Here is a 24067-nt window from a genome sequence, read left to right as displayed (position 1 = left end):
CATGAAATTCAGCCTTTTCTACTTCGACGGCGACGGTGCGAGCCCCAGCAAGGATCGCTACCGCCTGCTCACCGAAAGTGCGCGCTTTGCCGATGACAACGGTCTTGCGGCCCTCTGGGTGCCGGAGCGGCATTTCCATGCCTTCGGCGGTCTCTATCCCAATCCGTCCACCATCCACGCCGCATTGGCGATGATCACCAAGCGGGTGCAGTTGCGCTCCGGCAGCATCGTCCTGCCGCTGCATCACCCCGTGCGCGTGGCCGAGGAAATCGCCGTCGTCGACAATCTTTCCGGTGGCCGAGCCGGTGTCGCTATCGCGTCGGGCTGGACGCGCAACGAGTTCGTCCTCTCGCGCGAGCCGCATGGCAGCCGGCGCAGCCTGATGTGGCGCAGCTATGACCAGCTTTCCAAGCTTTTGGCCGGGGAAACCGTGCCGTTCGAGGATGCGGACGGCAGCGTCGTCGAGGCCAAGACCTTGCCGCGCCCGGTTCAGCCGCGCGTTCCCTTCTGGGTCGCCTGCCAGTCGACCGAAACCTTCGTCGAGGCGGGTCGCCGCGGCATCAACGTGCTGACCGCCCTGTTGGGTGAAACGCTTGAAACCCTCACGCCGAAAATCCAGGCCTACCGCCGGTCGCTGGAAAAACACGGTCACGATCCGGCCTCCGGCACGGTGACGATCATGGTGCACACCTTCCTTGGCGCGGATGCGGACGAGGTCAAGGCGAATGTGAAGGGGCCGTTCAGCGAATACCTGCGGACCCACTACCACCTGCTCGAAGGGCTGGCTCGCAGCATGGGGCTCGATATCGCGCTGGAGAATTTCAGCAAGGACGACCTCGACAGCCTCATCGAGTTCGGCGTCGAGGGCTTCATCAAGGGGCGCTCGCTGATTGGCACGCCGGAAGGATGCGCCGAAACCGTCGAGGCGCTCGGCGACGCTGGCATCGACGAGATCGCCTGCCTGATCGATTTCGTCCAGGACTACGATCTGGTCATGGGCGGTCTGCCGCATCTTGCGCGGTTGGCAAAGATCCATGCCGGCCGGGTGCCGCTCGCCGAAGCCGTTTGAAGGGGCCAGCCGTGAACACTGCTGATCCGATCGACCTGCTTCGTGCGCGTGTGGCGGCGCTCGGCCCGGAACAGCGGGCCGATTTCCGCCGGCAACTGGAGGCGAGGGGAATCGCCTGGGAGCGTGTCGCGCCGCAGGAAACGGTGCTTTTGCGCCCGGCGCGGCTGCCGCTTTCGCCCGGCCAGATGCACTTCTGGCTGCAACAAAGCCTTTACCCTGAAAACTCGGCCTACCACGTTGCCTATCGCTGGCGGTTCCAGGGACCAATCGATCGCCATGCCCTGGAGCGCAGCCTGCAGACGATCGTCGACCGGCATGAGCCTCTGCGCACGGCATTCCCCGTCACCGACGGCGAGCCGTGGCAGGATGTCTTGCCACACTGCACATTCCGGCTGGATTACACCGAAGTCGCCGGGTCGCTCGACCGGCTCGAAGAGGTGGCACGAAATATCGCCACCGAACCGTTCGATCTCGCCACGGCACCGCTGCTGCGCGCACATCTCGTTCGTGTGGATGAACACGATCACCTGCTGGCCATTACCCTGCACCATATCATCTCCGACGGATGGTCGCGCGGTGTGCTGATGCGCGAGATCACGACGTGTTACCGCGCCTATTCGAAGGGTGTCGAACCGGACCTTCAACCGCTTCCCCGCAGTTTCGCCGATCTTGTCCTCGACCAGCAGGCTTGGCTTCAGGGCGCGCAATGCGCGCGTCAGGAGGCCTACTGGAAAAAACACCTCGCTGATCTCAAACCGCTTGAACTGCCGGCCGACCGGTCGCGTCGCACGAGCATCGACATGGCGTCGGCCACCGTTTCGCGGACCGTTTCCCGCGAGATTTCGGCAAGCGTGAGCGCGCTCGCAAGTCAGCTCGGCACTACGCCTTTCATCGTGCTTGCGGCCGCCTTCAAGCTGCTGCTGCATCGGTATTGCGGCCAACAGGACCTAACCATCTGCACGCCCGTCGCCGGCCGCGCGGACTCCGAAGCGGCGCAACTGATCGGCCTCTTCACCAACACGCTCGTGCTGCGCAACCGGCTCGACCCCGGTATGACCTTCGCCGCGTGGGTCGCGCATGTGCAGGAAAATTTTTCCGACGCGCTCGAACATCAGGACTTCCCGTTCCCCATGCTCGCCGATGCGCTCGGCATGAACCGCGATGCGCGCCAAAACCCGCTCTCGCAGATCATGTTCCAGCTGCAATCGGGCGGATACCGGCAACAGAACGCCGAGACGGTCGATTTCGGCATCGATGGTCTTTCCGTCTGCCAGCACCCAGCACCCTTGAGCGAAACCAAGGTCGATCTCAGCTGGTACATGATGGAGCGTGAGTCCGGATATCTCCTGACGATCGAATACCGTGCCGCTCTCTTCGATTCCTGGCGCATCGAGCGCATGGCGCAGCATTTCTGGCAACTTCTCCTCTCGATCATCCAGGCACCGGATGCTCGTCTGCCGGCATTGCCGTACATGGCGCGGGATGAACGGCAGGCGGTCATCGATCTCGGCACACCGGTGGCGCGGCCTCTTCCCGCAAAGACCGTGCACGAAGCAATTTCGGATGTTGCCGGGTATCATCCGGATGCCGTCGCGCTGGAAAACGACGGCCGCATCTGGACCTACCGCGATCTCGAACACGAAACGGATCTGCTTGCCTTCGCGCTGCTGTCCTTGCCGGACCCCGTCCGGCCGGGAGACCGGGTGGCTGTGTCGCTGCCGGGCAAAGGACATTCGATCCTCGCCTTCCTCGCCATCCTCAAGGCCGGCGCCATTTACGTGCCGCTCGATCCCGACCATCCCGCGGACCGGGTCGCCTATGTGCTGGAGGACGCCGGCGTCGGCCTGATCCTGACGGACCGGCCGCAAGCCTATCCCGATCACCGCTGCATGGATCCATCGGTAATGGTGGCGCAGGCCGCTGAGCCGGCAGCACTGCCGTCGGCGGATCAGACGCGCATCGCCTATCTGCTTTACACGAGCGGCAGCACGGGACGGCCCAACGGCGTGCCGATCGGCCATGCCAGCCTGCTGAACCACCTGCGGTCCATGGCGGAAGTGCCGGGCCTGAAGCCGGGCGACCGGATGCTCGCCATCACGACGCCGACATTCGATATCTCCATTCTCGAAATGCTGCTGCCGCTTAGCGTCGGCGCCACCGTCATCCTCTACGGCCAGGACCTGCTGCTTGCGCCGGTGCGGCTGGGGCAGGTGCTGGCCGACGACCGGATATCCCATATGCAGGCGACGCCAGCCTATTGGCGCATGCTGCTCGACAGCGGCTGGCAGGGATGCGCGACGCTGACGGCGCTGTGCGGCGGCGAGGCGCTGGATGCGCCGCTCGCCCGCCGCCTGCTGGAACGCACGAAGATCCTCTGGAACGTCTACGGCCCGACCGAGGCGACGATCTGGGCGAGCGCCTTGCAGGTGACGATGCGGCACGCGGAAAGCGGCAAAGTTCCGATCGGCGGCCTGCTCGACAACACGCATCTGCATGTACTGGACCCCTATCTGGAGCCGCTTCCGCGCGGCATCACCGGCGAGCTTTATATCGGCGGTGTGTGCCTCAGCCCGGGCTACTGGAACCGCCCGGGGCTGGCCGCCGCACGTTTCGTGCCCAACCCGTTCTATGACGAGGAAAGCCCCGCGCCGCGCCTCTACAAGACCGGCGATGCCGTGGTCCGGCAGGACAACGGGGAAATCGAATTCGTCGGGCGGACCGATTTCCAGGTGAAGCTCCGTGGCTACCGCATCGAGATCGGTGAGATCGAGGATCGATTGCTGCAAGACAAGGTTGTCGATCAGGCGATCGTCATGCTCGACGAGGCGAACGAGCGGCTCGTCGCCTATGTGCTGGTCCAGGATTCGTCGGTCGCGATCGAGGACGGGCAGATGGAGCGGACGCTTCGCCAGTCGCTCATGGCGCAACTGCCGCGCTACATGGTGCCGACGGCTTTTGTTCTGCTGCGAGCGTTTCCGCTCAATCCGAGTGGCAAGGTCGATCGCAAGCGGCTTCCTGTGCCGCAGGTGTCGCTTGCCCGTTCCGTCATCGTCGCCCCGCGTAACGCGACGGAAGACGCTTTGCTGGCCATCTGGAAGGACGTGCTGAAGCGGGACGATATCGGCGTCGAGGACAATTTCTTCGATCTTGGCGGTGATTCCATTATCGGTGTGCGCATCGTTGCCCGCGCACAGGCGGCGGGTTTCGGCCTCGGCCCAACCCAGATCTTCGAACTCCAGACAGTTGCCGCCCAGGCCGCGGCCGTCATGGCGAACGATGATGCGCCGTCGCGATCGAGCATCTGGCAGCGCCACAACCACAATGCTGCGCTTGAGCCTTGGCTCGTCATCCTACCTTGGCCGGGTTCCGCCGATGATGCGAGGCAGGCAGCAGAGATCGTCGCCAACCATCACCCCGCACTGCGCGGGCGTCTTTACGACGCTATGTCGGAAACAGCGGCGGACGATGATGCAGCGCTTCTGCAATGGGCGCGGACAGTCGCGTCTGACGGGGAGGCCATGGCTTTCGGTGTGCGGACCGTCCAGCGGGGCGGCGACCGGGCCTGCGCGATTGCGGCGCATCCGCTGCTGCTCGATGCCCAGGCGCTGACCTGGATCGCCAGCGATATGAAGGAAACGTCTACGAGGCTGGCCGCAGGCGGCATTCCCGCGCTGCATGCGACGGGGGACTATGACGGATGGCTGGCAAACGATATGGCGACTGTTCCGTCCACCATAGAGCCGGCGCAAACCGGAAAACCGGCCGCCATCGCGCCTCGTGCCGAGGTTTCCGCATTTCTCGACGCACAGGCCGTGCGCGGACTGGAGACCACGGCGCGCCATCTCGCAGCGTCGATCGAGACAATGGCGTTGGCCGCACTTGAGCACGTGCTGGCGCAGACAGCAGGTTGCGAAACGGCAAGCATCGATGCGTTGACCTCCACGCGGCCCACCGCGGCGCAGCAACGCACGATCGGCAACTTCACGCGGCTCCTGCCGGTTCCACGGCAAGGGCCTGGCTCCAAGATTGCCGGTCGCGGTGCCTTTCTCGCCGATTTCGGCCAGGGGCTTGATCCGGCTGCAGGCCGCGGCGATGTCCTGTTCTGCTGGCAGGAAATCGACGATGCGCACCTGGACTGGCTGTCGGTTCCAAACCCTGTCCTCCCGGACGGTTATGGCCTTGTACTGCACACAGCCCGTCGCGCGGGCGTTCTCGATCTGCGGTGGCACTATGATCCCGCCCAGTTCGGGCAGGAGACGGTGGAGCGGATCGCCGCCCAGCATCTTGCCGCCCTGACGGCCATCAAGGCCGATGACGGTGCGGCGGCCGCCAAAGTCGACCGCCTGCTCGACAAACTCAGACAACGAAAGGGATAGGCCTTGGCAGAGGTTGTCGACGTCTTCGAAATGACGCCCGTGCAGAGCGGCATGCTCTTCCACTCCCTGAAAGCGCCGGAGTCCGGAACCTATTTCGAGCAATGCTGGTGCGTGCTGGAAGGACCACTCGACCTCGAGGCTTTCAAGGCGGCTTGGCGGCGGGTGATCGGCCGGCACGACGTCCTGCGCAGCGAATGCCATTGGGTCGATCTCGATCGGCCGGTGCAGGTCGTCTATGACGAGGCTGAACCGGACTGGCATATTGACGACTGGTCACATTTCGACGCGCCCGAACAGGAAAAGGCCTTCGTCGAATGGCTCGAAGCCGACCGCCGCCGCGGCTTCCGGCTCGACGAGGCGCCGCTTCTTCGCTTCGCCCTCATCCGGCTCGGCAAGGATCGGCATCGCTTCCTCTGGAGCTTCCACCATTTGCTGATGGATGGCTGGTGCAGTTCGCTGCTCGTCGGTGAGATGCTGAAAGCCTATGCCGGCCACGCCCTGCCGCCCGCGCCTCCGCCTTATCGCCGCTATATCGACTGGCGCGCCGGTCAGGATGTCGATGCGGCAAGGGCGTATTGGAGCGACGAGCTGGCGGACGCACCCGACGACGTCTCGTTCGGTCTTGAGCGTGGTGCTGACGAGCAGGAAGACGCGGGTTTCGAAATCCGCGAAACCCTGGATGCCGAGACAGCCTCACAGCTTGCGACGATCGCGCGACGGGAACGCCTGACGCTCGCCACGGTCCTACAAGGCGCCTGGGCGCTGCTGTTGTCCCGCTATTGCGGCAAGGATGACGTCATCTTTGGAACCGTTCTCGCCGGCCGGCCGGCGGAGCTGCCCGGATCGGAAACCATGGTCGGGCTGTTCCTCAACACGGTCCCGCTACGGGTCGAGACCGCGCCCGCACGGAAGCTTGTCGATTGGCTGCGCGACCTGCAGGCCGGGCATCGCCAGCGCGAGCAGCATGGCCATGCCGCCCTTTCCGATATCCAACGCTGGAGCGGGGCAGGGGCGAACCGGCCGCTTTTCGAAACGCTGCTGATTGTCGAAAATCTGCCGCTGTCCATGCAGGATGCCTTTGCCAGGGAGAATAGCGCGCTTTCGCTTAGCGATCCCGGAAGTTACGAGCGAACGAGCTATCCGATTGCGCTGAGGATTTTCCCCGGCGAACAGACGGTGCTGGCACTGACCGTCGATCAGGGACGTCTTTCCCAGGCAGATGCCCGGCGGGTGCTGCGGCATTATAGGGGATTGCTGTCCGCGTTCGCCGCCCGCCCGGACGCCCGGTTGGGTGAATTCGACATTCTCCTCCCAGAGGAGCGGGCGCACTTGCTGAAAATGGGGCGAGGGCGGCCCGCGCCTTTGACGCCTCCGATTCATGAGCAGGTTTTTGCTCGGGCGACCCAGACGCCGCAGAAGACGGCTGTCGTCTATACCGGCGCGGCCGGAGACAGCGCCCTCAGCTATCACGAGCTTGCCGGACGCGTCGGCGCCTTGGCCGCGCGGCTGTGTGCCCACGGCGTGGGGCGGGGCTCCGTCGTGGCCGTCTGCCTCGACCGCAGTCCGGACCTGCTGTGCGCGCTCCTCGCGACGATGCAGGCGGGCGCGGCCTACCTGCCGATCGATCCGGATTATCCGGCCGAGCGGATCGCCTACATGCTGGAGGATTCGGGCACAGTGCTGGTTCTGGCGGATCGCGCGTCGACCCTCCGGGTGCGTTTTCCCGGCGATATCCCGATCATGAGCGTGGACGAGCCGCGCATCGTCGAGCCGGGGAACGTCCCGGCGCCGGCGTTCCTCGATGCCGACGATCTTGCCTACATCCTCTACACCAGCGGCAGCACGGGCCTGCCGAAGGGCGTCGCCATCCGGCACGGCGCCCTCAGCAACTTCATTCAGGCAATGGCTCACCGGCCGGAAATAACCGCGGACGACCGCCTTCTCGCTTTGACGACGATCGGTTTCGATATTGCCGGGCTGGAACTTTTCGGACCGCTGGCGCAAGGCGGCACGGTCGTCCTCACCGATGGCAGTGCCAGCCGCGACGGCGCGCACCTCGTCGATCTCATCGGGCGCATGCGCCCTTCGCTCATGCAGTCGACACCGGCCGGTTGGCGCATGCTCGTCGAAGCGGGTTGGAAGGGTGATCCGGACCTGCGCATCCTGTGCGGCGGCGAAGCGCTCGACAGCCGCCTTGCCGCGCAATTGCTGGAGCGCGGCCGCGAACTCTGGAACCTCTACGGCCCGACGGAGACGACCATCTGGTCGGCGGCCATCAGGGTCGAGCCCGGCATGCTTGCCGGTGCAGGCGTGTCGGTCGCCGGGCCGATCGACAGGACGGAGCTTTATGTGCTCGATGAACGCGGCGCGCTCGCTCCGCTCGGCGTCGCCGGCGAATTGCATATCGCCGGGGCCGGGTTGAGCCCCGGCTACTGGGGCAAGCCCGGCCTGACCGCCGAAAGGTTCGTGCCAAACCCCTACCGTTTGAATGCGGACGACGGTCTGTATCTCTATCGCACCGGCGACCTTGCCCGCTGGCGCGAGAATGGCACACTGGATTTTCTCGGCCGCATCGACAACCAGATCAAGCTCAGGGGATACCGTATCGAGCCGGGCGAAATCGAGGCGCGACTTTGCGCCCATCCCCAGGTGGCGGAGTCGGCCGTTCTCGTCGAGCAGCGTGGGGCAAGCCAGCAGCTCGTCGCCTATCTGCGCTGGCACGGTGCGGTATCCGGCGATCCGTCGGGCCTGCTGCGCGACCACATGGTTGCGGCGTTGCCGACCTATATGGTGCCGGCCGTCTACGTGCCGCTGGATCGGTTCCCCTTGACACCAAACGGCAAAGTCGACCGCAAGGCGCTGCGAGGCCAGCGCCCGCCGGCGGCCGTGGAAAGCGGTGCGGCACCACCCGTCTTCGGCGAACCGGCTGCCACGCTGGCCGCGATCTGGCGGGAGGTTCTGCAAACCGATCATGTCGGCCTGAGCGACAATTTCTTCGACCTCGGTGGCCATTCGCTGCTCGTCATCACGCTCCAGAGCGCGGTACGCGAGCGACTGGACCTTCTGCTGGATATCACGGATGTCTTCCGGTTTCCCACGTTGGAGACAATGGCCGGTCGCATCGCCGCGCTGACCGGCAATGGGGCGGACTCGCCCAATGAAAATGACCGTGTTACGCCACGGCTCGCCGGCCGCGAGCGTCTCGCCCAGCGGCGAACCCTGCGCACCGTCGCATAGAGACTGGAAACCGGACAGATGGATGCAGCACAGGCTTATGGCGACACCGTCGCGGAACCGGACCGCGACCCGGCGTCCCGGTCGCGCAAGACGCTGCTCCACCTGAGCTTTCCGATGTTCGTGCAATCGCTGCTGACATTTGCAGTGATGCTGGTCGACATGATGATCATCAGCGCCCATTCGCCGGGTGCTGCTGCTGCGGTTGCCGTGGCAAGGCAAGTCCTTCAGATCGCGTTCGAGATGTCGAGCATGGTGGGTATCGGCGCTGTCATCCTGATCTCGCACAGCCTCGGCCGGGGCGACGAGGAACAGGCGCGCCGCATTGCAGCGCTGGCCGTCGGTGCCAATGCGCTGTTTGGTTGTTTGATCGGTGTCCTGCTTCTGGTGGCGACACCGGTCGTGCTCTGGTTTCTCGCCGTGCCGCAGGATCTGGCGGGTGAAACGCAACTCTATCTTTCCATCGTCGCGGTGGCGATGCTTTTCAACGGCTTTGCTACCGCCGCCATGTCGTGCCTGCGCGCCTTCGGCAATGGCCGCGTCATCGTGCTCGTCGGTCTCGTGCTTTCGATACTCTATATGGGCGCGGAGTATGTCCTGGTTCTGGGAGCCGGGCCGATCCCGGCCTTGGGTGTACAGGGCGCCGCACTGGCCGCACTCCTTTTCAGGGTGTTGATGGCGCTGCTGTTCGGGCTCGCCCTGTTACGTGAGCTTGGGCTGCGTGCGGATTTTCGCAGCCTGAAGACGCATGTCGCAACCGTGCGCCGAATGCTTGTCCTGTCGTTCCCGAGCGTGTCGGATTACATCGGCTACGGCTTCTATCAACTGGTGCTGCTCGGCTTCGTCGCCGGTTTCGGCGTCGAGAGCGTGTTGAGCCGCACCTATGTCATGATCGCCATGTCCTTCCTGGTGCTCGTCATCGTGGCGATCAGTCAGGGCAACGAGGTCCTGCTCGGATATCGATGCGGGGAAGGCCGGCCGGAACGCGCCTATCGCCAGGCCCTGCGATCGAGCCTGATCGCCACAACGGTGACGATGGCGCTCGCGACGCTGCTGTGGCTGCTTTCGGCGCAATTTCTCGGATTGTTCGGCCAGGTAGGCACGGTCCTTGCTCTTTCCCAGCACCTCCTGTTGCTGACGATTTTCCTTCAGCCGGGTTTCGCCTTCAACACGATCCTGCTCCAGTCGCTGCGGGCGGTCGGCGATGTGCGCTGGCCGGTGGTCGCCAGTGTCAGTATCACCTGGGGGTTCGGCCTCCCTCTTGCCTGGTTGCTGTGCATTCATGCCGGCTTGGGCGTGGAGGGTGTCTGGTACGCGCTGATCATCGAGGAGACGATCAAGGCCGGTTTCATGCTGCAGCGCTGGCTGCGCCGTCGATGGATGTCGCATCATGCCGTCGCCTGACGCTCTGCCCTCCGACGAGATCCACATGCATATCGCGGACGACCCGGCCATCACCGCGCCGGCGCTTCTGGCCCGCTATGGCGCTATGCTCAATCCGGAGGAAGGCGCGCGCCGGGACCGTTTTCATTTCGCGCAGCACCGCCATCAGTTTCTCGTCGCCCGTGCGCTTGTGCGCAGCACGCTGTCGCTCTACCGCCCCGACATCAAACCTGCCGAATGGCAGTTCGCCGCCAACGCATACGGACGGCCGCGCATTGTGGGCGACGGTGCCGGGGCGCTGGATTTCAACCTCTCACATACGGACGGCCGGATTGTGTTGGCGGTCTGCCGGGCGCGATCTCCCGGCGTCGATATCGAGCGGCTCGACCGGCTGGAGACCGTTGCCGACATTGCCGCACGGTTCTTCGCCGAAACGGAAACGCGGGCGCTTTTCGCCCTTCCGCCCTTGATGCAGCGCCGCCGTTTCTTCGACCTGTGGACGTTGAAGGAAGCCTATATCAAGGCGCGGGGAATGGGGCTCTCCATACCCCTGACGGATTTCTCCATTCACTTTCCAGCGGAAGGCGCGCCTGCCATTCATTTTGCCGACGGGGTCGATGACGAGGCTTCCCGCTGGCAACTCTGGTCGTTCGATGCAGGGGGGGAATATGCCCTGTCGCTCACAATTTCGGGTGCCGTTCCCCTTCGACCGCGGCAGTTCCAAAGCATACCGCTGATGGATATCAAGGAAATCGACTGCAGAATTCTTGCCCCTGCCAAGCTTGTCCTCTGAGCCTGTTAAACTTAATGGGCGGAATCCTGAGCCTGGTATATTTGACCATGGCCACGACTGACCAGATATGCGACAACCTAACCGTATATTAACCTGAAAGCGCCCCGAGCGGGTAAAGCCCATGCGTTTGAAACGGCAATCCGAGATCGCGATCGGAATATTGGCGGCCTGTGCCCGAAGCCCGGAAACGAAGTTCCCGGCGCAGCAACTCGCACGTGAGGTCGGCGCGACGAAGGATCATGCCTATCAGGTCGTCGCCTTGCTCGTGCGCAACGGCTTCCTGAATAGCGATCGTGGTCCGGGCGGCGGCGTGCGCCTTGCCATGGAGCCGGCGAACATCAAGCTCGTGGACGTGTTGCGGATCACGCAGCCAGAACTCGAAGGCGAAAGCGTCGAAGAGTCGATTGGGTTTCCGGGTACCCAGCCGTTGCTCGACAACATCGTCGCGGCCGCGTCGTCCTTCTTCGTGCGCCTGCTCGACCGATTTACCGTCGCCGATCTTGTCGCACCGGCAGAGACGGTGGGGCTCGCCTGCCTCGACTGCAACCTCGTGGCCGGCCGGCCCGTTCGAAACCTGCGAACACCGGTCGTCGCCAACACGAACACCGCCGGACAACCGGCGGATGACGGGTTGAAAACCAACGCCTGATAGCGCTCAATTTCCACGGCAATCCTGCTGCCGCAGGGCAGGCGAAGCCTGCAATGCCGGGCTTCGGGCGCGCGTGGCATAACGAGCGGACGGCGTGCGCCCGTCGAGGAAATCGGCGACGGTATAACGCTCTGCAAGCCGCAGGAAATTGGACGATGCAGCCTCGACCACGAGATTGAAGACGGTCAGGGGCGGCTTGGCCCGCTTCTTCTCCCTTGCCGGCCGCAGCAGGCTGGGCTGCGTGATGTGCAGCAGCGCGCCCAGGCTGACGCCTTCGGGATCCACGGCAAGCTGTACGCCGCATTGTTGGCACGGGCTGCGCAACAGGCCGTTTCTGAGCAGCAAGGAGATGATGCGTTCGACAGATTCCGTGCTGGCGGAGATCTGCCCGGCGATCGCCTGAGCGGTGATGTAGCCGCCGGATTGCCGCGCGCAGAGCGTCAGGATGGAAATGGCGATCTCAGTCTGGCGAGTGAAATACATTGCGTCTTCTCCCAACCGCGTTGCGCCGGACGGGCGTGCCGATCCGGCCAACCCTGCCTGCCTTGCTGAAGGGGAGACGACCGGGGAAGCCCCTTTGGGACTCCGGCCCGGAAAATAAAACGCTGCATCGGCGCGATATTTCTTGTGGGCGCTAGCCCTGGCAGAGCGCTTTTGCGTTGAGAAGCCCCCATCCGTAGACGGGATCCTTGCCCGGCTGGCCGATGTCTTCCGTGGATTTCATAAGCTCCGCTTCAATCTCGCTCGGAGAAAGGTCGGGCCTGGTGGCGACCAGGACGGAGACCGCAGCCGTCACGAAGGGCGCTGCGAAGGAGGTGCCGCTTTTCTGGCGGGCGCCGGAAACGGAGGCGGCTGTCCACACGTTGACGCCGGGGGCGGCGATATCGATATGCCCGCCGCGAACGGCGCGGCGATAGGGTTTTCGCGCGGCGTCCACTGCAGTCACCGCGATCACATCCTCATAGGCGGCGGGGTAGACCGGCTTGGCATTCGGCCCGTCATTGCCGGCTGCGGCGACCAGGATCGTGCCCTTTTCGATCGCGGCCTTCACCGCCCGCTCCAGCAACAGGTTCGACGGGCCCGTCAGGCTGAGATTGATCACCCGGATATCGCGCTGCATCAGAAGGTCGAGCGCGCGGACGAGATCATAGACATTCGCGACATCCGAGGACTTGCGCAGGCGCTGAAACGCATCGACCGCCACGAGTTCCGACGCGGGCAGAAGGCCGGGCACGCGACTGCCCGGTGCGCCGACCAGAAGGGCCGCGACGGCCGTGCCATGCTGCGCCCCCGATGGCGTGCCGCTCATCTCGTCCAGGCGCAGGATTTCCAGTCGGGCTTCCGCCAGGGAGCTGTGATCGGCATTGATGGCGGTGTCGATGAGCCCGATACGCTGCGGCTTCAGGCAACGCGGTCCATCACTGCCCGTCTCCGCCGGCCACCCGACCATGTAGCGCACGAGCGCGCAAGACGTGCCCGCGCAGGCGGCTTCGTCTTTCGCCTGTGGCTGGTAAAAATGATTGAAGTCCACCGTTGCCGCGGCATTGCGTGTGGCCACCGCGGTACGGGCCGCATCGATCGTCATGCCCTGCGGCGCGCGCAGCCGCACCATCTCGCCGCCGGTCAACGCGACCTGTGTGCGCTGCGCGATGACAAATCCATCCTGGGTCAGTCCGGCAAGCGAGGCCGCGTCGAGGCCGATGGCGACGATCTCGTTTTGCGCCCGGTTCGGCAGAGCGACGACGCGTCGCGCTGGCGTCCGCCGCACCTCGCGAGACGGCCAGCGGAAGAGCGTTCGCAGATCACGCAGCGGTTTGCGCCCGCTGTGATAGTCGCCGGATCCGCGATCGCCCCTGCCGCTGCTGCCGCCACCGCCGCCATCATCATCGTCGTCGTCTGCCAGGGCGATCGAGACACTCTGGAAGGGCAGAGCGGGGGAAACGACGAGGCCGGATGTTGCAACGACGAGAAGGACGGCAAGGCGTCTGGATTCTTTTGCAAGGTGGCGCAGCATTTTCCGTCTCCGGCTGGGACTTTTCTTTCCACGATCCGTTTTGCGGCCGCGGCACTTTCGACATACGTTTGACTCGACAGCTTATTCCATCGCGTGCCAAAGAAATCGCATGACCAACGACATGCAGACGGTGCCGGAACGGCTTGTGGCCTTCCTGCCGAACCTCAGACGCTTTGCGATTTCGCTCTGCCGTTCGCGGGAGCTGGCCGACGACCTGGTGCAGGCCGCCTGCGAACGCGCCATCCTCGCCGCCGGTAGTTTTGCGCCCGACAGCCGGTTCGATGCCTGGATGTTCCGCATCCTGCGCAACCTGTGGATCGATCATCTTCGCCGCCAGAAGACCGCCGGTCCGCACGACGATATCGACGAGGCGCGTGACGTTTCCGTCCCGTCCGGCGAGGCCGCCGCTCACGCCCGCATGGATCTGGCCGAGGTGATGGCAGCGCTCCAAAAGCTGCCGGAAGAGCAGCGCGAAGTGCTCGTATTGGTCTGTGTCGAGGAGTTCAGCTATCGCGATGCGGCCGATGTTCTGTCCATTCCGATCGGCACGGTGATGAGCCGCCTCGCCCGGGCGCGGAAAAATCTGATGGAGCTGACGGGAATAAGTTTTGGCGAAAGACGTTCGCCCGATATGAAAGGCGGCGTTCTATGATCAAACAGGAATTCGACGACGAAACATTGATGGCCTTCGCTGACGGCGAGTTGGACGAGGCGCAAAGCCAGGCGCTCGAAGAGGCGCTCGCCACCGACGATGTGCTTGCCGAGCGGCTTGCCGTGTTCCTCGATAGCCGCCGGCTGGTGGGCGATGCCCTGAAGCCGCTGATCGACGAACCCGTGCCGGAGGCTCTGCTTGTTTCGGTGCGCCAGATGGCCGAGGACGCCCAACGTGCGGCCGACAAGCCGCAGGACAATGTCGTTGCCTTCCAGCCGCGACAGCAGTCGGTGGCGGCGCCGGCGGCGCGGCGTTGGCTGATGCCGCTTGCCGCGAGCGTAGTTGCGGTTATTACCGGTATTATCGGCTTTTCGGTCGGACGCATGGGCCCGCCGGCTGCGGATTCAGGTGCTGAAATAGCCTCGGCGCTCGACCGGGAGGCTTCCGGCAAGGATGTCGCGCTCGATGCCTCGGGCAAGGTGCTGCATGTCATTGCGACGTTTCGCGATGAGCGCGGCGATGTCTGCCGCGAATACGAGCTGAAAGAGCCGGCCGGCCGCACACTCACCATTGCCTGCCGTCAGCAGGACGGCTGGACGACGCGGCTAGCGCTGACCGCCCCGGCGGCCGATGGCTACGTCCCGGCCTCCTCGCAGGAAACGATCGACGCCTATCTGGCGTCCATTCAGGCTGGTGCGCCGCTCTCTGCGGAGGAAGAGCGCATCGCGCTCGCTCCATAAGCAGGGAGCCTTTTCCCGACACGACCAGGTTGTCCGGCTCCCGCAAAGGGGGATTGTCGGCAATCGGCTGCAGGTTCGGGCCGACAATGACCGCAAGATAGGTTGATATAAACTCATACTTGACACATACCAACCGTATGGTATGTTTTTGCCATGTCGAGACCTACGAAACACGCACCCGAACGTGGCAGCGCACGGATCCGTCTCCTGGAGGCGGCCCGCGACATCATCCGCGAAAAAGGCTTCTCAGCCACCAGCGTCGACGACCTGTGCAGGGCCGCCGACGTCACGAAAGGCGCGTTCTTCCATCACTTCGGGAGCAAGGAAGCTCTCGGCGTGGCGGCGGCGGAATTCTGGGCGGAGACGACGTCGGCTTTCTTTGCCGCGGCGCCGTATCACGAACCGGCCGATCCGCTGGCGCGGGTTCTCGCCTATGTCGCCTTCCGCAAGGCGATCATCGCCGGCGCATTGAAGGAGTTCACCTGCCTCGTCGGCACGATGGCGCAGGAAGTCTACGAAAGTGCGCCCGACATACGCGATGCCTGCGGCCGCAGCATATTCGGCCATACGGCGACGCTGGAAGACGACATCGAAATGGCGCGTCAGCAGCGCGGCATTTCCGCAGACTGGACGGCCGAAAGCCTGGCGCGCCACACGCAGGCCGTTCTCCAGGGCGGCTTCGTCCTGGCCAAGGCAGGCAATGATCCCGCGCTGGCGCGGGAAAGCCTCGATCATCTGGAGCGATACATTCGACATTTGTTTAACGTCACGGAGGATGACGCCTATGAGCAGATTGACCCATATCGGATGCGCCTGCGGGCAGACGCGCCTTGAAGTCAGCGGAAACCCGATCCTGGTTTCCGAGTGCCTTTGCAACAGTTGCCGGGCGGCGGCCGGCCGGCTGGCGGCCCTTCCCGGCGCCCGCAACACCCTGACCGCCTACCACGCGACGTCGGCTGCGGAATACCGCAAGGACCGGATCCGCATCCTGTCCGGCGAAGAGAACCTCAAGGAGTTTCGTTTGTCGCCGACAGCCGGATCGCGGCGCGTCGTCGCCACCTGCTGCAACACGCCGGTCTTCCTGGAGATGAAAGGCGCCCACTGGCTCAGTCTCTACCTTCATCTTTGGCCGGAAGAGGCGCGACCGAAGGCCGAGCTACGCACGATGGTCGGCGATCTTGCCGATACGTCCGGCCTGCCGGCCGACATGCCGAACCTCAAGACCCACACCGTCGCCTTCTATGCAAAACTCTTGGCAGCGTGGATCGCCATGGGTTTCCGCAATCCGAAAATCGCTATCGCGGGGACGATCGATGCCTGAGAAATCCGAGAAGATCGAAATCCAGAATATCAATGTTCCGGGCCGCACCGAACGGGTCGACCGGACGAAATATCTGGCGATGCGTGAAGCCCTCCTCGCCGCCCTGCCGGACAAGGCTCCGGGTTTAACGGTCGCGCAGGCACAGGAGGCGTTGCTGCCGTTCCTGTCGGAGACGAACTTTCCCGAGCGGCAAAAGGCCGGCTGGTGGATGAAGGCCGTGCAACTCGACCTCGAAGCGAAGGGCATCATCAAGCGCGCGCCGCAGCGGCCCGTGCAACTCTACCGCCTCACCTGACACCCCGCCTGTTCCCGGACGATTTTTTTGTCGGCCGGGAATAGGACCTCGCCACCGCCGTTCTTCTCCCATCGATGACGAGGAGAACAGCAATGACACTTGCCCTTCTGAAGAAACCGCAGCCCCGGCTCACCTTCCTCTGCCGCAAGGAAGACGAGGGCGTGATCCCGGCCCCCGTTCGCGCCAAGACCGCCTTGCCGGAATGGTTCCGCAAGCTGCCGCCGGTCGACGAGGCCCATGTCTCGCCGAACAACAGCGGCATCACGGTCAAGCGTTGCATGCCCTTCCTGGATGCCATGGCTGCGGGCTGGGTGATCGGGCTTGCCGCCACCGTGCGCATGGAAATTTCCGATGGCGGCAAGAAGGTCGATTGCGGCTGGGATTTCGACCGCACGCTTGTCAGCAATCATGCCAGCCATCAGGTGGCCGGCAATCCGCGCGAACCGATGCCGCCCTGCAAGTTCCACAACTACTGGACCATCCGCACGCCGCCCGGTTGGAGCTGCCTCTTCGTGCCGCCGCTCAACCGGCCGAACGGCATTTTCGAGATTGTCGCGGGCGTCGTGGATACCGATACCTACCACTCGGAAATCCACTTTCCTTTCTTCGCCACCGGCGAGGACGGCCTGCATGTGCTGGAGCGTGGAACGCCGATCGTCCAGGTCATTCCATTCCGCCGCGAGACATCCGATCTCGATGCAGATATCCGCGCCGAAAGCGAGGTCGAGGGCAATATGCGCCAGACGATCCTGCGCAAGACCCTCGCCTCGGATGGCTGGTACCGGAAATTCGCCCGCGCGCAGCGGTAGTCCAGAGCCAGCACCACTTGCGTTCACCGTCGCTGCAACCCGGAGCGGCGGCGCTGCTGCATACGTTGTTCATGTGGGGCCATCTCGTTGAAAATATTTTTATTTTTGTGGAATAGTCGCTTCTCGCGGCCGTTCCTCCCTCGCAGCCAACGAGGCTGTCTTTAAAGGAGAAACGCCATGAAGAAGTTCATTGCCATACTGAGCGCATTCCTGGTGGTCGGTGCGACGGCCCCAGCGCCGGCCGTCGCCGACGATCCGGTCTTTCGGTTCCTCAAGAAGATGACGCACAGCAGCAAGAGCCAGGCGCGCTACAAACGCGACCGGGATGACGACCGCCGCGGCGGCTGGAGTTCGAACCGCAACTCCAACTCGTCTTCGAATTCCTCACGGAATTCCAGCTCGAATTCGAACTCGAACCGCAATTCGAATTCGTCGAGCAATTCAAGTTCGAACAGTTCGTCCAACTCCTCGAGCAATTCGAGCTCGAACTCGTCCTCGGACGACGACTGAGACCCCGGCAGAAAACTGAAAGGAGGGCATCGTGACCCTTTACGCAATCGCCCCTCCCGCGCTCCACGCCAACCGGCGTGGGGTATCCTCCGCAACGCTCGAACCAAGCATGCCGCTTGTTCGTGTGAGGCAGATCATCGCGGGGATCGTCCTCGCCTTCAGCGCCATGCTGATCTTTCTGGCGATCGATGGCCTCACCCTGCCGATGCGGCTCACGCTTGCGGTCTTTGTCGCCGCGATCACCGCCTGGACCATCCTCGACCTGCCGGACACACCCGTGGCGCTCGCCGGCGCGGCCATCCTGCCGGTCATGGGTGCGATCGACGAGGATGTGCTCTATCGCTCCCTCGGCAACGAGATTGTCTGGCTGATGCTGGCGGCGTTCGTCGTGGCGGCCGTGCTGCGGCAGGTCGGCGTGGTCGAACAGGTCATCGGCCGTCTGCTCAGCCGCATCAACACCGTGCAGAGCCTGTTCTGGGCGCTCACGCTCCTGATCTTCACCACCGCCTTCATCATCCCCTCGACCTCCGCGCGCGCGGCCATATTGGCGCCGGTCTATCTCGGCCTTTCGGCAGCGATCGCCAACGCACGGATCAACCGGGCACTGGCGCTTCTTTTCCCGTCGATCATTCTGCTATCCGCCGGTGCCTCGCTGATCGGCGCCGGCGCTCATCTCGTGGCTGCCGACATGATGGAGCGTACACGCGGCGAGGGGCCTGGGTTCCTGGCCTGGATTGCGCTCGCCGGCCCGTTTTCGCTCCTTTGCTGCCTGCTCGCCTGCGCCGTCCTGCTGCATGTCTTCCTGACGCGTGAAGAGCGGGCGATCGTGCTTGCGCAGCGTCGGCAGGACGACGCCCCGGCACCGGTCACACGGCAACAATGGACGGTGCTCGCCATTGCCGGCGTGATGGTTCTGCTTTTCGCGACCCAGCCGCTTCATGGCATCGGCATGGCGCTGACCGGCATTGCCGCCGCCCTCGTGCTGGCGACCGAGCGGGTTTCCGGCCTTTCGCTCAAGACGGCGCTGAAGGGCGTGGAATGGAACCTGTTGCTGTTTCTCGCCGGCACGCTCGTCATCGGCGACGCGCTGCTTGAAACCGGCACGGCGAAGGTGATGGCCGACCGTCTGGTCGGGCTTTTGGGCCAGGGCAAGGCCGTCTGGCCTGCCGTCGTCGTGGGCTTTGCCGCCATCGTGGCGACGCTCTCCCACCTCGTCATCACATCCCGCACGGCGCGGGCAACGGTGCTCATCCCCGCCCTTGCCTTGCCGCTGGCCGGCCTCGGTGTCGATCCGCTCAATCTGGTGATGGTGGTGACGCTGGCGAGCGGCTTCTGCCAAACGCTGATTGTATCCGCCAAGCCGGTCGCCCTGTTCGGCGCCATGGATCCTCCACCCTTCGCCCAGGCCGATCTGTTCCGGCTTGCCGGCTTTCTGATCGTGCCGTTTATCGCCCTGCTTCTGGTCTTCGCCACGCTGGTCTGGCCTTTGCAAGGTCTGCCGCTGCGCTGAGCCGCCGGAAAACGAGGCAAAGAGGTCGCCGCTGGCGGCCTTTTTTATTTATCCGGCTAAGTTTTCTTCGCCTTTGGCGGAATAGAAGTCGCAGCGCCCCGTTCCTCCTCTGTCACAGCATTGTCACAGTGGAAAAGGAACGATCCATGTCTTTCACGGTTCTAGTCGCCCCCTCCGGTTTCAAGGAAAGCCTCTCGGCGGACGAAGCCGCCGATTGCATCGAAAAGGGCGTGCGCCGGGCGTTTCCCGACGCCATAGTGCTGAAGGCGCCGATGGCCGATGGCGGAGAGGGGTTCACCAGGGCCCTCGTCAAGGCGACCGGCGGCACGCTTCATCATCTGACGGTAACCGGCCCCGTCAACGATCCGGTCGAGGCGCATTTCGGTTTTCTCGGCGGGTGCAGCGAGCCGACCGCCGTCATTGAGATGGCTGCCGCCGCTGGGCTCAGCCTTGTTCCCCGCAGCAAGCGCAACCCATGCCTGACGACGAGCCACGGCGTCGGCGAACTCGTCCGTGCGGCACTCGATCACGGTGCGCGCCGCATCCTGCTCGGCTGCGGCGACAGCGGCATCAACGACGGCGGCGCCGGCATGGCCGAGGCACTGGGCATCCGGCTTCTCGACAACGAAGGCGACCTTCTGCCGCGTGGCGGCGCAGCGCTCACCGATCTCGCCGCCATCGACCTGTCCGGCCGCGATCCACGCCTCGACAGTGTTCGTATTGATGCCGCCGTCAACTGGCACAATGTGCTGCTCGGCGAGCGCGGCGTCGCCCGGGTCTTCGGCCCCCAGAAGGGTGCGACGCCGGAGCAGGTGGAGGTTCTTGCCGCGGCGATGGAAACCTACGCAGCAGGCATCTTGCGCGCGACAGGCGCAGAGGTTGGCATGGCGCCCGGTTCGGGGGCGTCGGGCGGGCTTGGCGCCGCCATTCTCGGCCTGCTCGGCGGCAAGCTGCATTCCCGCTACGACATCGTCATGCAATATCTGGAACTCGACCGCTTCATAGAGGAGGCGGATCTCGTCATCACCGCGGAAGGCAGCCTCGACGGCCAGACACCCTTTGGCAAGGTCCCGGCAGAGGTGGCGCATCGTGCGAAACGCGCGGGCGTTCCCGTCATCGCGCTGGCCGGGACGATCGGCGAGGGCGTGCGGCTCAATTTCGAACATGGCATCGACGCCTTCGCCTCCATCCTCAGCCGGCCCTGCTCGCTGGAGGATGCGATTTCATCCGCACCAAAACTGCTGGCCCACGCGGCCGAAGACGCCGCCCGCATGGTTATGGTCGGTATGAGCCTGCGAAATCGGCTGGAAAAAGCGGCTTGAAAGCGGTGGCCTTGCGCCGCCCGGTGGAGGGGCGGTGCAGCCATCGAAGGGAACATTACGAAAATATAATGATCCCAAGGGCTTCAACTTCGGGGTGGGCGGTGTCACATGTTTATCAAAGGGACGGCAGAGGCATGACCTCGATCCGAGAAACACCGATGACCAAGACCGCACGACCGAAAGCAGACGCGACGCCCGGCGAAGAGGGTGGTCACGCCAATGTGACCTTCATGCCGGGCGCGACCCCGCCCGCGCGGCGCAAGCGACGGTCGCGTGCCTGGATCTGGCTTCCCGTCATCGCCCTTGTCGCCGGCGTCGGTTATTATGGCTGGCGCGCCTATGCGCCGGCTGAAACGACGACGGCGATCATCACGCAGGCGGTTACGCGCGGCGACATCGAAAATGCGGTGACGGCGGTCGGCACGCTGGAGGCCGTGAAGTCGGTCGATGCCGGCGCGCAGGTTTCCGGCCAGCTCAAGGCGATGCATGTCGAGATCGGTGATGCGGTAAAAAAGGACCAACTGATCGCCGAGATCGACCCGGCGACCATCGAGAACCGTATCGAGATCAACCGGGCGGAGCTCGCCAACCTCCAGGCGCAGCTCCAGTCCAAGAAGGCGCAGCTCGTCTTCAAGCAGGCGAATATCGCCCGTCAGCGCAACCTCGTTGCCGGCAATGCCGCCGCCCAGCAGGCGCTTGATCAGGCTGTCGCCGATCTGGCAGCAGCAGAGGCGGACGTCAACGCGACCGAGGCGCAGATCCGCAAGCAGCAGGCGACGCTCGCCGGCGACGAGGTCGATCTCGGCTATACGAAGATCTATGCGCCCATGGCCGGCACCATCGTCGCCAATCCGGTGAAGGAAGGCCAGACGCTGAACGCCAGCCAGACGGCGCCGACCATCGTCACGATCGGCGATCTCTCGACCATGACGGTACGCGCCGAAGTCTCGGAAGCGGATGTTGGGCGCCTCAAGGTCGGCATGGAGGCCTATTTCACGTTGCTCGGCCAGCCGGGAAAGCGCTTCACGGGCAAGCTGCGGCAGGTCGAGCCGTCGCCGACGGTCGAAAACAATGTCGTGCTCTATAATGCGCTGTTCGATGTGCCGAACGCGGACGGTGAGCTGATGATCTCGATGAGTGCACAGGTATTCTTCGTGCAGGCGGCCGCGCGTGACGTGCTGGTTGTGCCGAGCGGGGCCGTGACGATGAAGCGCGGCGACGGCAAGGCGCAGGTGACGGTCGTCACGGCGTCCGGTGGCAACGAGGTGCGCGACGTCGAGACCGGCATTCGCAACCGCGTCAGCGTCGAGGTGAAAAGCGGCCTTGCCGAAGGCGACCGGGTCGTCGTCGGGTCTGGCGATGCCGACGGCAGTGCTGCGAGCAACCGCGGTTCGCGGCGCAACATGCGCATGCCGCCGATGTTCTGAGGAGGCTGCCATGACGGCGCTCATATCGCTCAAGGACGTCACGAAAACCTATTTCAACGACGGTTTCGCCGTGGAGGTGCTGCACGGCGTCTCGCTGGACATCGAAGCCGGCGAGTTCGTCGCGATCATCGGCCAGTCCGGTTCCGGCAAATCGACGTTGATGAACATTCTCGGCTGTCTCGACCAGCCGACCACCGGCACCTATCTCATCGACGGCGAGCCGGTTTCCGATTTCGAAACGGACGACCTGGCGGCGCTGCGCCGCCGCACCTTCGGCTTCGTGTTCCAGAGCTACAACCTTATTCCGACGGCGAGTGCGCGCGAAAATGTCGAGGTGCCGGCAATCTATGCCGGCATTTCGGCGCGCGACCGGCAGGAGCGGGCGGACATGCTGCTTTCGTCGCTGAAGCTTGGCGACCGGCTCGACCATCGGCCGAACCAGCTTTCCGGCGGCCAGCAGCAGCGCGTGTCGATCGCCCGCGCGCTGATGAATGGCGGCCGCGTCATCCTCGCCGACGAGCCTACCGGCGCGCTCGACAGCCAGAGTGGCGAGGAGGTGATGGCCCTGCTACGCAGGATGCACCAGGACGGCCATACGATCATCCTCATCACCCATTCGCGCGAGGTGGCGGAAGCCGCCGACCGGCTGATCGAGATCCGCGACGGCCGCATCACCTCTGACCGCGCCCGCAAGCCGCGCCCATCCTCGACGGCGGCGGCAGGCCTGCAAAGGGCCGTGAAGGAAGGCTCGGCCGCGATTGCCGATGTTTCCGAAGCGATCAAAATGGCGATCCGGGCCCTGCATGCCAACCTGTTCCGCACCATTCTGACCCTGCTTGGCATCGTCATCGGTGTCGGCTCGGTGGTTGCCATGCTGGCCATCGGCACAGGCGCGCAGAACTCCGTGCTTGACCGCATCTCCTCGATGGGGTCGGACCTGCTTCTGGTGCGGCCCAGCATGGCGAATTTCCGCGGCGCCAGCGGCGGCATCCCGGTGACGCTTATTCCCGCGGATGCCGATGCGATCCTCGAGGTGCCGAATGTCACGTTCGCGGTGCCGGAAATGACGAGCACGGTGACGCTGCGCCACGGCAATATCGACTACCAGACCACGGCAAACGGCACGGTGCCGCAGTTTCCGCGCGCCAAGAACTGGGCGGTCGCTTCGGGCGAGTTCATCAATGCGGACGACATGGACACCTATGCGCCGGTCACCGTGCTCGGCCAGACGGTGGCAAAGACGCTGTTTCCCGACGGCGGCAATCCGCTCGGCCAGTATGTGCTGGTCAACAAGATTCCCTTCCAGGTGATCGGCGTGATGAGCGAGAAGGGGGCGAGTGCCGGCGGCAACGACCAGGACGATGTCATCCTCGTGCCGCTTTCCACTGGCGGCATGCGGATATTCGGCCAGCGCAACGTGCGCACCATCACCGTGCAGGTTGCGGATGCCTCGGCGATCGACCTGACGCAGGACGCCATCCAGGCGCTGCTCAACGAGCGCCACAAGGCCCAGGACACGCAGATCACCAACATGTCCTCGGTGCGCGAGGCGTTTACCGAAACCTCGAACACGATGAAGCTCTTCCTCGGTTCGGTCGCCGCCATCTCGCTGCTCGTCGGCGGCATCGGCGTGATGAACATCATGCTGGTAAGCGTGCGCGAACGAACGCGCGAGATAGGCGTGCGCATGGCGACGGGTGCACGCCAGCGGGACATCCTGTTGCAGTTCCTCATCGAGGCGCTCGTCGTCTCGGCGATCGGCGGCGCCATCGGCGTGGTGCTGGGCCTGTCCGTCGGCGGGCTTGCGCAGGCATTCGGTCTGCCGGTGAGCTTCACTGTCGGCCCCGTCGCACTCGCCTTCGCCTGCTCGTTCCTGACCGGCCTTGTCTTCGGTTACCTGCCGGCCCGCAACGCCTCGCGTCTTCAACCGGCCGTGGCGCTTGGCGCGGATTGAGTGGCCGAT

19 protein-coding genes are annotated in these 24067 nt (G+C 64.3%); 17 read left to right on the top strand and 2 right to left on the bottom strand.

Annotated features, from left to right (window positions below; genetic code table 11):
* Position 1 precedes the first annotated feature (1 nt).
* The 6 genes from GR138_RS09705 to GR138_RS09680 all read left to right on the top strand — a co-directional run bounded on the left by GR138_RS09705 (position 2) and on the right by GR138_RS09680 (position 11504).
* Positions 2-1069, top strand: a complete 1068-nt coding sequence (locus tag GR138_RS09705; RefSeq protein WP_160858795.1) for an LLM class flavin-dependent oxidoreductase — start codon at positions 2-4, stop codon at positions 1067-1069.
* A gap of 11 nt (positions 1070-1080) precedes the next feature.
* A complete protein-coding gene (locus GR138_RS09700; RefSeq protein WP_160858793.1) occupies positions 1081-5445 on the top strand; it encodes a non-ribosomal peptide synthetase in 4365 nt (1454 codons plus the stop codon).
* A gap of 3 nt (positions 5446-5448) precedes the next feature.
* Positions 5449-8682 carry an amino acid adenylation domain-containing protein gene (locus tag GR138_RS09695; protein WP_246200340.1) on the top strand — a complete coding sequence of 1078 codons (3234 nt, stop codon included), beginning with the start codon at positions 5449-5451 and terminating at the stop codon, positions 8680-8682.
* 18 nt (positions 8683-8700) lie between these two features.
* Positions 8701-10083, top strand: a complete 1383-nt coding sequence (locus GR138_RS09690) for an MATE family efflux transporter (RefSeq protein WP_160858791.1) — start codon at positions 8701-8703, stop codon at positions 10081-10083.
* Positions 10070-10855 carry a 4'-phosphopantetheinyl transferase family protein gene (locus GR138_RS09685; RefSeq protein ID WP_160858789.1) on the top strand — a complete coding sequence of 262 codons (786 nt, stop codon included), beginning with the start codon at positions 10070-10072 and terminating at the stop codon, positions 10853-10855. The genes GR138_RS09690 and GR138_RS09685 overlap by 14 nt, the downstream gene beginning before the upstream one ends.
* A gap of 121 nt (positions 10856-10976) precedes the next feature.
* Entirely contained in the window at positions 10977-11504 is a 528-nt protein-coding gene (locus GR138_RS09680) for an Rrf2 family transcriptional regulator (RefSeq protein WP_160858787.1), read from the top strand.
* A 6-nt stretch (positions 11505-11510) separates the two neighbouring features.
* Here GR138_RS09680 and GR138_RS09675 read toward each other — a convergent pair whose 3' ends face one another.
* Together GR138_RS09675 and GR138_RS09670 are read right to left on the bottom strand one after the other, a co-directional pair.
* Positions 11511-11987: an Rrf2 family transcriptional regulator gene (locus GR138_RS09675; RefSeq protein WP_210253450.1), complete on the bottom strand. Its 477-nt coding sequence runs from the start codon at positions 11985-11987 to the stop codon at positions 11511-11513.
* A gap of 151 nt (positions 11988-12138) precedes the next feature.
* Positions 12139-13518 (bottom strand): S8 family serine peptidase, encoded by a 1380-nt coding sequence (locus tag GR138_RS09670; protein WP_160858783.1) that lies wholly within the window; start codon positions 13516-13518, stop codon positions 12139-12141.
* A 109-nt stretch (positions 13519-13627) separates the two neighbouring features.
* Here GR138_RS09670 and GR138_RS09665 point away from each other — a divergent pair, with 109 nt between their 5' ends.
* The 11 genes from GR138_RS09665 (at position 13628) to GR138_RS09615 (ending at position 24058) form a co-directional block, all read left to right on the top strand.
* Positions 13628-14170: an RNA polymerase sigma factor gene (locus GR138_RS09665; RefSeq protein WP_160858781.1), complete on the top strand. Its 543-nt coding sequence runs from the start codon at positions 13628-13630 to the stop codon at positions 14168-14170.
* Positions 14167-14910, top strand: a complete 744-nt coding sequence (locus GR138_RS09660; protein WP_160858779.1) for an anti-sigma factor family protein — start codon at positions 14167-14169, stop codon at positions 14908-14910. The genes GR138_RS09665 and GR138_RS09660 overlap by 4 nt, the downstream gene beginning before the upstream one ends.
* A gap of 153 nt (positions 14911-15063) precedes the next feature.
* Positions 15064-15744, top strand: coding sequence for a TetR/AcrR family transcriptional regulator (locus tag GR138_RS09655; protein ID WP_160858777.1), 681 nt, complete (start codon positions 15064-15066; stop codon positions 15742-15744).
* Positions 15695-16231, top strand: coding sequence for a GFA family protein (locus tag GR138_RS09650; RefSeq protein ID WP_160858775.1), 537 nt, complete (start codon positions 15695-15697; stop codon positions 16229-16231). Before GR138_RS09655 ends, GR138_RS09650 begins: the two co-directional genes overlap by 50 nt.
* Positions 16224-16526 carry a DUF6958 family protein gene (locus GR138_RS09645; RefSeq protein WP_160858773.1) on the top strand — a complete coding sequence of 101 codons (303 nt, stop codon included), beginning with the start codon at positions 16224-16226 and terminating at the stop codon, positions 16524-16526. Before GR138_RS09650 ends, GR138_RS09645 begins: the two co-directional genes overlap by 8 nt.
* Before the next feature lie 92 nt (positions 16527-16618).
* The gene (locus GR138_RS09640; protein WP_160858771.1) at positions 16619-17335 is read left to right on the top strand and encodes a DUF6065 family protein; all 717 of its coding nucleotides are present in this window, start codon (positions 16619-16621) and stop codon (positions 17333-17335) included.
* A 177-nt stretch (positions 17336-17512) separates the two neighbouring features.
* Positions 17513-17845, top strand: coding sequence for a hypothetical protein (locus GR138_RS09635; protein WP_160858769.1), 333 nt, complete (start codon positions 17513-17515; stop codon positions 17843-17845).
* Between the two features lie 31 nt (positions 17846-17876).
* A complete protein-coding gene (locus GR138_RS09630; RefSeq protein WP_338091060.1) occupies positions 17877-19355 on the top strand; it encodes an SLC13 family permease in 1479 nt (492 codons plus the stop codon).
* Between the two features lie 146 nt (positions 19356-19501).
* The gene (locus tag GR138_RS09625) at positions 19502-20677 is read left to right on the top strand and encodes a glycerate kinase family protein (RefSeq protein ID WP_160858767.1); all 1176 of its coding nucleotides are present in this window, start codon (positions 19502-19504) and stop codon (positions 20675-20677) included.
* Between the two features lie 143 nt (positions 20678-20820).
* On the top strand, positions 20821-22104 hold the full coding sequence (locus tag GR138_RS09620) for an efflux RND transporter periplasmic adaptor subunit (RefSeq protein WP_420853633.1): 1284 nt from the start codon (positions 20821-20823) through the stop codon (positions 22102-22104).
* 10 nt (positions 22105-22114) lie between these two features.
* Positions 22115-24058, top strand: a complete 1944-nt coding sequence (locus GR138_RS09615; protein ID WP_160858765.1) for a MacB family efflux pump subunit — start codon at positions 22115-22117, stop codon at positions 24056-24058.
* Positions 24059-24067: the final 9 nt, after the last annotated feature.

Origin of the sequence: Shinella kummerowiae (assembly GCF_009827055.1) — a bacterium.
In the GTDB taxonomy this organism is placed as follows: domain Bacteria; phylum Pseudomonadota; class Alphaproteobacteria; order Rhizobiales; family Rhizobiaceae; genus Shinella; species Shinella kummerowiae.
This window is presented reverse-complemented; position numbering and strand designations above follow the sequence as displayed.